This window comes from Parabacteroides distasonis ATCC 8503, from assembly GCF_000012845.1.
GTDB classification, from domain to species: domain Bacteria; phylum Bacteroidota; class Bacteroidia; order Bacteroidales; family Tannerellaceae; genus Parabacteroides; species Parabacteroides distasonis.
This window is the reverse complement of record NC_009615.1, coordinates 3,801,119-3,813,262: the sequence shown is the minus strand read 5'-3', so window position 1 is coordinate 3,813,262 and position 12,144 is coordinate 3,801,119. Positions and strand designations below refer to the sequence as shown.

9 protein-coding genes are annotated in these 12,144 nt (G+C 45.7%); 4 read left to right on the top strand and 5 right to left on the bottom strand.

Annotated elements, in window-relative coordinates; genetic code table 11:
* The first annotated feature begins 29 nt into the window (after positions 1 to 29).
* The 4 genes from BDI_RS15745 (at position 30) to map (ending at position 4,598) form a co-directional block, all read left to right on the top strand.
* Positions 30 to 1,412 (top strand): S41 family peptidase, encoded by a 1,383-nt coding sequence (locus BDI_RS15745; protein WP_005860087.1) that lies wholly within the window; start codon positions 30 to 32, stop codon positions 1,410 to 1,412.
* 11 nt (positions 1,413 to 1,423) lie between these two features.
* Positions 1,424 to 2,599: an N-acetylglucosamine-6-phosphate deacetylase gene (gene nagA, locus BDI_RS15740; RefSeq protein WP_005860089.1), complete on the top strand. Its 1,176-nt coding sequence runs from the start codon at positions 1,424 to 1,426 to the stop codon at positions 2,597 to 2,599.
* 56 nt (positions 2,600 to 2,655) lie between these two features.
* Entirely contained in the window at positions 2,656 to 3,669 is a 1,014-nt protein-coding gene (locus BDI_RS15735; protein ID WP_005860091.1) for an AI-2E family transporter, read from the top strand.
* Between the two features lie 71 nt (positions 3,670 to 3,740).
* A complete protein-coding gene (map, locus tag BDI_RS15730; RefSeq protein WP_005860093.1) occupies positions 3,741 to 4,598 on the top strand; it encodes a type I methionyl aminopeptidase in 858 nt (285 codons plus the stop codon).
* Between the two features lie 12 nt (positions 4,599 to 4,610).
* Here the strand turns inward: map and BDI_RS15725 are convergent, their stop codons facing one another.
* From BDI_RS15725 to BDI_RS15705, 5 genes are all read right to left on the bottom strand, one after another.
* Positions 4,611 to 8,171 carry a tetratricopeptide repeat protein gene (locus tag BDI_RS15725; RefSeq protein WP_009275211.1) on the bottom strand — a complete coding sequence of 1,187 codons (3,561 nt, stop codon included), beginning with the start codon at positions 8,169 to 8,171 and terminating at the stop codon, positions 4,611 to 4,613.
* A 7-nt stretch (positions 8,172 to 8,178) separates the two neighbouring features.
* The gene (locus BDI_RS15720) at positions 8,179 to 8,982 is read right to left on the bottom strand and encodes a metal ABC transporter permease (RefSeq protein WP_005863493.1); all 804 of its coding nucleotides are present in this window, start codon (positions 8,980 to 8,982) and stop codon (positions 8,179 to 8,181) included.
* Between the two features lie 17 nt (positions 8,983 to 8,999).
* Entirely contained in the window at positions 9,000 to 9,419 is a 420-nt protein-coding gene (locus BDI_RS15715) for a hypothetical protein (protein WP_005860099.1), read from the bottom strand.
* A 35-nt stretch (positions 9,420 to 9,454) separates the two neighbouring features.
* The gene (locus BDI_RS15710; protein ID WP_009275210.1) at positions 9,455 to 10,690 is read right to left on the bottom strand and encodes a 3-phosphoshikimate 1-carboxyvinyltransferase; all 1,236 of its coding nucleotides are present in this window, start codon (positions 10,688 to 10,690) and stop codon (positions 9,455 to 9,457) included.
* 630 nt (positions 10,691 to 11,320) lie between these two features.
* The gene (locus BDI_RS15705; protein WP_009275209.1) at positions 11,321 to 12,142 is read right to left on the bottom strand and encodes an alpha/beta hydrolase; all 822 of its coding nucleotides are present in this window, start codon (positions 12,140 to 12,142) and stop codon (positions 11,321 to 11,323) included.
* Positions 12,143 to 12,144: the final 2 nt, after the last annotated feature.

Below are 12,144 nucleotides of genomic sequence, written 5' to 3'. Positions count from 1 at the left end.
AGAAGGGCTGTTTTTAATATATATCCACTATGAATTATAAGTATTATACGATCGTTATCCTTGGCCTTTTAGCATTCTCCGCTTGCGAGAAAGATGATATCGATATTCCGGCAACCGACAATGAAGTAAATCAATGGATCGAGCAAACGATGCGAGAGAATTATCTTTGGTATTCCGAGTTACCGGATAAAAGTTCCTTGGACTTTAGTCTTGATCCGGAGAGCTTCTTCAAGGGCCTGTTATCCGATAAAGACGGGAAAGAGCTTTCTGATGGCCATCATTACTTCTCCCAATTAGAGAAAGCGACCGTAACAAAGAGCATTTACGACGCGAACAACTCATACGGATTCGATTTCGCGACTTCCAACCTTAAAGACGGAGGCAGTACCTATAAAATAGCCATTGTCCTTTATGTATTAAAGGATTCACCCGCCGAAGAAGCCGGATTGAAACGGGGAGACTGGATACTTGGCGTAAACGGCTCCTTGGGTTCTATCCAAGACTATGATGTGTTGAGAAGCGGAGGCAGCGTATCCCTCCAACTAGGAAAAGAAACAGGAAACACCAAGGGATTCGTCTCCACCCGAAGAGTTACCTTGAACGCATCCCGAACGGTAGAAGACAGCCCATTCCTAAAAGATTCCGTATACACATATGGCAATAAGCGAATCGGCTATTTGATGTACAACCATTTCGCCTCCGGACCGGATGAATACGATTATAGCGACACTAGTTATAATCTTTATTTGCAACAACTCTTCGAAAAATTCAAAAGTCGCAACGTCAATGAGTTCGTACTTGATTTACGCTATAATGGGGGTGGGCTTGTCAATTGCGCCCAATTACTGGCTTCGCTATTAGTCCGTGAAAACGTTTTAGGAGAACCTTTATGTATCATGGAGTATAACGATAAAAACTCCAATAAAAATGAGACCTTACCTTTGCTCAAAACGACCGAGGTCATGGCGGGAAACTTAAACCTACAACGGCTATTTGTTTTGACAGGTTCAACTACGGCTTCTGCCTCCGAACTTATCATTAACTCGCTACGATCTTATCTAGACGTTCGGGTTATCGGTAAGCAGACTTTTGGCAAGACCGTCGGTATGACGATCTACAATGAATCTAAAAAATATGGCTGGATACTTTCTCCCGTCACTTTCCATATTTATAATAAGGATCGGGAAGCTGATTATGAAGACGGATTTCATCCCGATGTAGCTATCGATGAATTCAAGAGTGATCTAGCTGAATTCGGAGATTTGAAGGATCCTTTATTAGGACAAGCTATTTACGAGATAACCGGCCAGTCACCGCTCTTACGATCCGCTACCCCGAGGGGCAACCGGGAAATCCAATATAATCCCCCGTTGTCCTATAAGGATAACTTATTACTGATTCCAAAAGACTAAAAACAAGATATATGGAAAGCGCATTTCTTAAAATCATAAACGCAAAAGTATTAACTCCTTCGGGTCTCCTACCAAACGGGCAAATCATCATCTCGGATGGGAAAATAGTGGAGATCACCGGGCAAAACCGGGAGATTCCTCATGCGGAGATCATCGACGCAAAAGGATATTATGTGGCTCCCGGCTGTATCGACACGCATGTACACGGCGGCAACGGACATGATTTCACGGAAGCTACCCCGAAAGCGTTCTATGCGATCACAAGAGCACATGCTTTACAGGGAACAACGGCTTTATATCCTACATTGGCAGCTGCCCCTATCGATACCTTCCGGGAAGCGATCAAGACCTGCGAGCACATCATGAACCACCCGGAACAGGGAGCCCGCATCATGGGATTACATCTCGAAGGCAACTATTTGAATATGGCTATGAAAGGCGGACAAGACCCTAATTATATTTACCCGCCCGATCCCCAAGAATATAAGGAATTACTAAACAGTACCCAATGTGTTAAACGCTGGAGCGCCGCCCCCGAGCTTGACGGGGCTTTGGAATTCGGTAAATATGCGTCAGCTCATGGTGTGTTGGTTTCACTAGCCCACACCACAGCCGATTATCTCCAAGTGAAAAAAGCATACGAAGCCGGATTCACCCATGCTACCCACTTCTACAATGCCATGACTTCCGTCCATAAAGACCGTGAGTATAAACATGAAGGAACGGTAGAAGGTATTTATCTCATGAAAGATATGACCGTTGAAGTTGTAGCCGATGGTATCCACGTACCGCCGGCAATCTTAAAGTTGGTATATCAAATCAAAGGGGTAGAACGTACGTCCTTAATCACGGACGCAATGGCCGCCGCCGCTTGCGATAACGGTACGGAACATTTTCCGGACTCCCGGGTAATTATCGAGGAAGGCGTATGTAAATTAGCCGATCGCTCAGCTATCGCGGGAAGTATAGCTACCGGAATCCGTTTGATCCGTACCCTAGTCGAGAAAGCGGAAATTCCATTGCACGACGCTGTTCGTATGGCTTCCGAAAGCCCAGCCCGCCTAATGGGTCTTTTAGACCGTAAAGGAACATTGGAGAAAGGAAAGGATGCCGATATCATCATTTTCAACAACGATATAGAGATTCAAGAGACCTTCATCGAAGGTAAACGGCTCTCCAAAGAATAAGAAATCCAATAAACAATGACTTCTCCTATCTTGTTTTTAGATAAATAAGGGCATGAATGTATATGGAAAACGTAAAAGAACATTACTGGAGATACTCATTGATCACCATTATATTAGGACTAGGGGTAATTCTATTTTTTAAGATTACCCCGTTTCTTGGAGGTATACTTGGAGCATTCACCATCTATATATTGCTGCGTGGACAGATGTTCCATCTGACAGAAAAGCTAAATATGAGACCGGCTTTTGCAGCTTTACTGTTACTGGGGGAAACAATCTTATGTTTCTTAATCCCAATCACATTGGCGATCTGGTTGGTAATCAACAAAACTCAAAATATTAATTTAGACCCGACTGTACTGCTAAATACAGGCCAACATATAGCGGATCTAGTTCAGGAAAAGACCGGGTTTGATGTACTGGATAGAGGAAACTTATTAAAAGTGGCCTCTATACTCCCACAAATCGGACAGTTTTTAGTGGGTAGCATAAGCAGTTTCGCCGTAAATGTCGTCGTCTTGATTTTCATTCTGTACTTCATGTTGATAGGCGGAAGAAAAATGGAAAACTATCTATACACCTTATTCCCCTTCAGTGATCAAAACAAGGATGAGGTACTCAACGAGATCAATATGATCGTAAAATCAAACGCCATAGGTATCCCTCTTTTGGCGGTTATACAAGGTATCGTAGCGGTGATCGGTTACTTTATCTTTCAGACTCCCGATCCGCTGTTATTTGGGTTTCTCACTTGTATCGCTACGATCATTCCCATTGTAGGGACCGCATTGGTCTGGGTTCCGTTGGCGGCTTATATGGCTTTAAACGGAGATTGGGTACATGCCTTGGGATTGGCTATTTATGCCTTGCTTGTCATTACGAACGTCGATAATCTGATTCGTTTTATCCTACAAAAGAAGTTGGCGGATATACATCCGTTAATCACCGTCTTCGGAGTCGTAATCGGGTTGTCCTTATTCGGATTTATGGGGATCATCTTCGGGCCGTTGTTATTATCCTTATTCCTTCTTTGTATAGATATCTTCAAGAAGAGCTATTTGGATAAATAAAGAGTATCTACAGGACAGGGTATCTTAAAAAGTCATACCTTTACACTACATTTTGAGTAAAATGAATTAATATGTCACGTAGAACAGTAAACAATTGGAAGCCTATCAAGGGGCAACCTCTCACCGAATTAGACAAGAAAATCCTATATATCCAAAATAAAGGACATTTAGTACCCACCCGCAAGCTTATCAAGACTCCAGAGCAGATTGAAGGCATCCGCAGAAGTAGCGTGATCAATACAGGGGTGCTGGACTTAATCCAGAAGGAGATTAAAGAAGGTATGTCTACAGCTGTTATCGATAAATTGGTGTATGATTATACGGTAGGGCATGGAGCGATTCCAGCCCCCTTAAACTATGAGGGGTTCCCTAAAAGTGTATGTACCTCTATCAACGAGGTCGTTTGTCACGGTATTCCCAGTGAGAAGGAGATCCTAAGAGACGGTGATATTATTAATGTGGATGTCTCAACGATTTTAGATGGTTATTATTCGGATGCGTCCCGCATGTTCATGATCGGGAACGTATCTCCGGAAAAGCAGAAATTGGTACAGGTCGCCAAGGAATGTCTGGAGATCGGTATGAAAGCGGCGAAGCCGTTCGGATTCGTCGGTGATATAGGCAACGCTATTCAAAAGCATGCGGAGAAAAACGGATTCTCTGTCGTACGGGATTTATGCGGACATGGCGTCGGTCTGGAATTCCATGAGGAACCGGAAGTTTGTCATTTCGGACGAAAAGGAACTGGGATGCTTTTAGTTCCGGGTATGGTCTTTACGATCGAGCCTATGATTAACATGGGTACTTGGAAAGTATTTATCGACGAGGAAGACGGTTGGACGGTCATCACCGAGGATGAACTACCCTCCGCCCAATGGGAACATACCTTCTTGATGACAGAGACAGGATTGGAAATTCTTACCTATTAATATCTAATGCAATTAACGCTTCCGGGCCTTTTCCCGGGCTACCTTTTCCTTTTCCCGCAAGGCTTCCTTGCGGGCTTTTTCCTTCTCTTTCAATTTTTGCTTGTATAAGCGTTCCTTCTCCTTGCGCTCTTTTTCCTTCTGTTTCAAGCGTTGCTTATAAGCACGTTCTTTTTCCTTACGAAGGTCCTCACGAGCTTTCAGTTTCGCCTTACGATCCGCTTCCGCTTGTTTCAGCTTAGCCTTGCGATCAGCTTCCAACTGTTTCTCTCGATCAGCCTTCGCTTTCAACAGGGCACGTTCTTCCTCCGCTTGCTTCTTGAGAAGTTCTTCCTGTTCTTTCGCTTTCTGCTCACGTAATTCCTTATCCGCCTTTTGCTGAGCCTCGAAAGCCTTACGAGCCTCTTCCTTGCGGGCTTCTTCTTCGGCAGCTTCCCGTTTACGGATCTCTTGGATTTCTTTCAAGGTCATGCCTTGATCCTCAACCGCCGGCTGAACAACAGGAACCGTATCCTTACGAAGGGTATCGACAGGCTGGATTTCCGGTTTGTCAAACGCAGGGACCTCAATCGTATCCGGGACGACTGGCATAGCAAGCTGTCGGACAGGTTCTTGAACAGACCGTTGTTCCTCCTCCGGCTCTGTAACAGGTTGTTTTTCTGGTTCAACTTCTGGTTTCAATTCATCTGCCTTTTCCGGCACTTCGGCTTCTTCCTCCGTGATCATTTCATCTTCAGTCGCCTCCTCCTCCTTAGCGGCTTCCATACGGGCTTTCCAACGACCTGCCAGATCCGGTAATTCCTCACCGAAGCTCTCATCGAAGAAGGTGATATATTCATCCAAGGTCTTGCCACGCATCAAGGTCTCATAATTATCATCAGAGATCGGTAACACGGCAACCGCTTTATTCAAGGCCGTAGCATAACCATCCTTACCGTATATCATCTTATAATATTGGATAATCTCATCAAAACTAATAAATCCTTTAATCGCCAGCATACTGATCGGGCCGGCCTGCTCCAAAGCCAAATCAAACTCTTTCACCATGAAGTTCGCAAAGTTATAAGCGGCGACAGCGAATAGCAACTGATTCTGATCTACGCTACCCGTAGGATATACCAAAAGCATCTGATAAGGCGTATTCCGTTCCGGATTAAATACACGGGCCGAATCCTCGGCAGATAACATACCATCCTCGCCCAAACCGAATCGTAAGTTCCAACTCATACCTTTCACACCGCCCTGCACCAAGGCACGTCCCCGAAGAACACCTTTCAACATCTCCCCGGCCAGTTCCGTGACATCTGCGTTCGGATACTTCTCGACCAGCGCTTTCAAGGCATTCTTAAAGCCTTCCGCATCCCCGGCCTGCACATATGATAACGCATCCAAGAACATGAATTTAGGCATCAATGTAGCCAATGGATATTTCTCGCTTACGTACCGGAAACTCTTACGTACATACGCTGTATCGCTCTCCAGATAACGGTCGTAAGTAGCTTGATAGATCGAGTCTTGTACCACATCCATCATGCGGATATTATACTCGTAATTCGGATCAGCCACAGCTACCGCATAATCGCTTTCCGGGAAGGCGTTCATTAGTTTATTCTTATACTCGGTAGCCAACACTGTATTTCCAGTTTTCAGGGCCATCAAATATACTTGATAATAGCTCTCCAAACGGTGCTCATTATCCGGGAAACGGCGTTCCAAATTCTCGAATGCCTCGACAGATAAGGGGATATCCTCCAACTTATCCTTATAGATCATCGCCATATTGTAAAGACCGTCTATAATAATAATGTTAGAAGCGTCTATATCCTCTTGCGTGAAAGGTAGCTGCTGTAGGTAATACTCACGGGTATGCGGATCATCGGCGGCAACAGCCGACAGGTCACCGCCTATCGAATCGGTCGGCAACGGCTCACCGTCCGGCCCTACCATTTGGGTGGAATCTCCCTCGGCCAGCATCTCCTCATCCAGATTCTCATTAAAGGTAGAGAGTTCCTTCTTACGGCGGCGCCAGTGATCTTCCAACGGACGACGTCCCCATTTACGCTGGAACTGTGTCTTTCCTTGCGCTACGGTCTGAGGATTATAGAAATAGAAAGACGCTCCACCGGACGCATTCGGCAAGACAACAGCATTGGTTTCCGTACCGGGACGGTCGATTCCGGTGCCTTTCGCTTCCTGCTCGGCCAGATAAGCCTCCTTCTCAGCCAAGGCTTTCGCCTCTTCCTCCTCTTTCTTTACCTCCTCAATCTTCTTATCGATAATCGCTAACCGCTCCGCTTCCGGCAATTTAGCCAAGGCTTGCAAACTGTCTTGAAGATGGACCGCTTCTACATGCACGACCAATTCATCCAGAATCGCCGACAATTTAGAAACCCGTTCATAATCCCTGTATTCCTTTTGAATTCCGGCTAAGGCTCCGCTAAAGCAAGGTTGCGCTTTCACGTAATCCCGCATCGTAAAATAGATATCTCCCAGCTTTATCTGGCAGATCGCCTTATCCATTCCATTCAATGTACTCTTATCGATACCGAGTTGATAGTTCTTTATGGCATTCACCGTATCTTCCCGGCTGAGGTATACATTTCCTAAAGCATAGTATACTTGATCCAGATAATCCTTATTCTTCTGGCTTTTCGCCATTTTCTCGAGCATCTTCACCACTTTCAAGTAATTCGTACCCGAGAATACTTCTGTCTGACGGATACGTGAGGCAAATTCCAACTCATACGGAGGATTCGAACGGGCTACCTCACCAAAGGTCTTATAAGCCAAGCCATCTAATTCTTGATCCGCATAGATTTGTCCCAAAAGATACTTCATCCGGGTACGTTGCTTCCGGTTTTTCTCCGCCTTGATAGCGGTCTTCAGATAAGGGATGGCATCCTCGAACTGCCCGTTCTTGATCAAATAATCGGCATACACCGCCGCATATTGCTTCAAGACGGAAGCAGGAATACCGTTCTTGTTCATCTTATCCAAGATATCCTCGGATTCATAGAACCAACCCATCTCGGAATAACAACGGGCTTGCCACAAACGGGCCTCGGCCACGACCTCCTCGTCCTTCGCGTAATGACGGGCTATATAGGAAAAGGTAGCGGAGGCTTGCAGGAAATCGGCATTGTAGAATTGCGCCTGTCCCATGATCAGCCAACTATTCTTTAAGAAAGGGTTATACTCCTCTTGTTCTTGGATAGCACGTAGTTTGGGATTATTCCGCCAGCCCGGTTTCTTGGCCGGTTTCGCTTTTATGGAGTGTAGCTTAATAGCTTTATTACTTTTCTCGATCGTCCGGTCGAAAGGGCCGCCCGGCTCGGCTTTGTCTTTAGGCTGGGCGCTAATCGGATACATATAGATCCTGTCGGAATAGTTCTCTTTATATCCGTCCTGTTGGCTTTTCAGTGCCTCGTCAAACGCTTGTTTTCCATTGAAATAAATATTATAACGGGTCGTAAAGGCATGATAAAAACGGCTCGCTTTCGTGTTCTTCTTCGTGCTGCACGACCAAAGCAAGAGTACCGTTAATAACGCCACTATGTAGTAAAACCCTTTTTTCATTCTTTAATTAACGCCGTAACAACGGTTTTATTGCTTTCAAGGCCAAAAAGAGGACCACCAAAAACAAGATGATAAACGCACCGGAAGGCACGTTCAGGAAATAAGAAAGAACCAGTCCGGACACGCAACCCAGAAAGCCGATCGCGATACTTCCCCATATGATCTTCTTGAAGTCGGAAGTAAACAGGTTTACCGTTATTTGAGGCAAGGTCAGCAAACTCATCAATAGCATAATCCCTACCAAACGGATCGAAAGAACAATTGTCATGGCGATAAAGCACATCATCGTATACTCGATCCATTTTACCGGTAGGCCTTGCGTGACAGCGAAGTCACGATCGAACGCCACGTAAACAATCTCACGGAGGAAAAGGGAGAATATGAGTATCAACAATACCACCAACCCTAAAATCCATAAGATATCGGCCGTAGAGATCGTTAATATATTACCAAATAGATAGGCGGATAGATTCGGGGCGTACCCCGGGGTAAGGAAGATGAAGATCACTCCCAAAGCCATACCCAGCGACCATACGCCCGCTATAGCGGAATCCTCCCTTACGTTTTGCGTCTTGCTCGCCCACTCCACGCCAAAAGCGGAGAGGATGGAGAACAGCATCGCCATCAAGATCGGATTTGTTCCCAGATAAAAACCCAAGCCCAAACCACCGAACGAAGCATGCGTGATCCCTCCGCTGATAAATACCAACCGGCGGGATACGATGTAAGTCCCGACAATCCCACAAGCGATAGCGGTTAGCAAGCTCCCGATCAAGGCATTCTGAAAAAAGGCATATTGCAATAAATCCATATGATTCGTTTCCTAAATTAATGAGTACGGCGTTCGCCAATGATCAAGAATGCCTCATCCTTCAAGGCATCCGGCAAATTGATCCCCCGCAATTGCAGGCTACGGAGCCAACCGGCCACCTCCACTTCCCGGAGGGTATAAAGCACTTCACTAAACTCCTCAACGGCTTCCTCATCGTAAGCGTCCGCTTCCACTCCTTGGAACCGATCCAGTTCCTCATCGTTATAATATTCGATTTTCTTGCTGACGGCGGCTAATAAACTATCCCGCTCGCAAGTCTCATGTTGTCCGCAGCAAACCTCCGGAATCTCCTGTGCCTCGGGGATCTCCGAGATCTCCCCCCGTTCCAGCATCTTCTGAAGTTTCTTATTCCGGAAATACCCGGCGATAGCGGCTACGACACCCAGACCTATAAGACTTATGACAATGTACCACATAATTCAATTGAAAGTTGAGAATTGAAAACTGAAAATTAAAGGGCTGATTCCCTAATAGAGAAACCAGCGGCCTTAAGATCTTCCCAATAATGGGGATAACTCTTGCTGACCACTTGCGGGTGGGCGATCTCTATCCCCTCGGGACGTACCAAAGCGGCGGGAGCGAATGACAAAGCCATCCGATGATCCTCGTAAGTGGCGATTACCGGATGCGACTCCGGTTCCCTGCGTTCACCGTTCCACTCCAAGATGCTATCATTGCGATCCGTCAACACATAACCTAATTTACGAAGCTCTGTCTTCAATGCCTCGATCCGATCCGTCTCCTTGATCTTCAATGATTGAAGTCCCGTAAAGCGGAAAGGGATATTTAATAACACGCAAGTCACCACAAAGGTTTGAGCCAAATCCGGTTCATTCACGAAGTTATAAACCAACTTCTCACAGATATTTCCAGTATGCTTTAACACTACTCCACGTTTCGTATAAGTAGTGCCCACTCCCAATTGAGCGAACAACTTCGCTCCGGCGGCATCTCCCTGCAAGCTATTCTTGAATAAACCTAACAATTCGATCTCAGCATTTTTCGATAACGCCATGATCTCATACCAATAAGAAGCGGCACTCCAATCGGATTCCACCGTAAAACGAATCGGCTTATACTCTTGGGGAAGTACTTTGATCGTATTCTCCGTCCAAGAGGCTCTCACTCCATATTGCTCCATCAATTGCAAGGTGATATGGATATAGGGCCTAGAGATAATAGCGCCCTCCAAATGCAACGTAACCCCATTTTCTGTTAACGGGGCGATCATCAAGATAGCGGATATATATTGAGAGCTAACATTTCCCGGTAGCGAGATCTCTCCGCCTTGCAAGGCGCTTCCGAAAATACGCAAAGGGGGATAACCCTCCTTCTCCATGTACTCGATCCGGGCGCCTAAAGCGTTCAGCGCATCCACCAACACCTTGATCGGACGGTTCTTCATGCGTTCGGTTCCCGTAATCGTCCATTCGCCCACCACCTTCGAGAGGAAAGCAGTAAGGAAACGCATCGTCGTACCCGCCGCACCCACATTAAAATCCCGATCGTTCGAGTTTAATGCCTTTACCATCAAATTTGTATCATCGCAATCGGATAAGTTCTCCACATCGTATGCGCTATAACTTAGCGCATTCAAGATCAATGCCCTGTTACTGATACTTTTAGAAGCGGGAAGCTTTACGGTAGTCCGGATAGCGGAACCCGGAGCATCTATCTGATAATTCATCGCTTTCGTATATTCAAGATTCAAGAAGCAAAAGTACGAAAATTAGCGTACATATGGAGTATAACTGCGGGAAACTTTCTTCTTTCCTCTCACTACATGACTCCTTACATTAACAACGGACCCCTTTGCCGACATGATACAGAAACCGGCCTTCGGCTTTCTTTATGCTTCTTCTCGAACACCAATCGTGACAAGGCGTTCGTTTAAACCGATCCAACCAGTAGACGGGAGGGGCAATAAAACGCCCTTTTAAGTGAGAATATTCCCGTTTTCAGGCACGAAAGGCGATGAAAGCCTACACGTATAGTCGCGTTGGGCGACGCCAATACTGCCGTTAGGCATTATAAACAGTCACGAATAGGGTTGTCAGTAGTCGTGAATAGGCATCGTAACCCGGTTAGAACCCAGTCGTAACCCTATCGGATAGCCCGAAGAAGTCAATGGATATGAATTAGGATGAATTATTTTCGCTAGAATGAAAGGCGGTTTTTCGGTATTGTATTATCAATGAACGAATTATTGTTTTTTTCTTGCGTATTTGGCAACGAGTCGTACATAGTCCCGGAAAAATCGGTTCTCCGGGACTTCAGTTTACAAAATGTCAGAATGTCAAATCGCCAAACGGTCTTATCACAAGGCCTTCATCTTCAAGAAATGCTTCCAGAAAAAGAGGATCTGGTAATCAATAGAATTATTCCAGTATTGTGAATCATGATTACCCGGGCGAGTGATAAAGTCGTGGTCGATGCCTTGTTTTAATAACGCCTCGTGGTAGTTCTTATTCACCTCCAAAAAGAAATCGCTGTCACCGCAATCGAAGATCAAAGCGATCTGGTCTTTCCTCAAGGTTGGAACCAAATTGATAACCGTGTACTTCTCCCAGTTTTCCGGATATTTTGCCTTCTCACCTATTTGTACGCTCATCTCCCAGTTTTTCGGGAAAGGGCGGATATCCACGCCACCGCTAGTACTTCCCGCAGCGGAGAAAACATCGCTATGACGAAGGCCATTCCACATAGCGCCATGTCCACCCATGCTCAAGCCGGTAATAGCACGTCCCTTACGATCGGCCACGGTCTTATAATGGGAATCCACGTATTTCACCAACTCATCCGAGATGAAAGTCTCATACCGTACATCAGCGTTCAAAGGGCTATCCCAATACCACGTATTCTTACCATCCGGGCATACGAAAAAGATACCCTTCTCATCAGCGATCTTAGATAGATCCGGCTTGATACCGACCCATGTACGAGCGTTACCGCCATAGCCATGTAACAAATAAATCACCGGACACGCTTTCGTCGCAGCCACATCCGGACTTACCACGACTACCTCTATACTTTTATTCATCGAAGGACTTTTCACTTGCAAAGTATCTACCTTCGCCGCCTGTAAACCGAGCGGAAGCAAACAAACCAACGCTACCGCTACCTTTTTCATCCAATTCATAT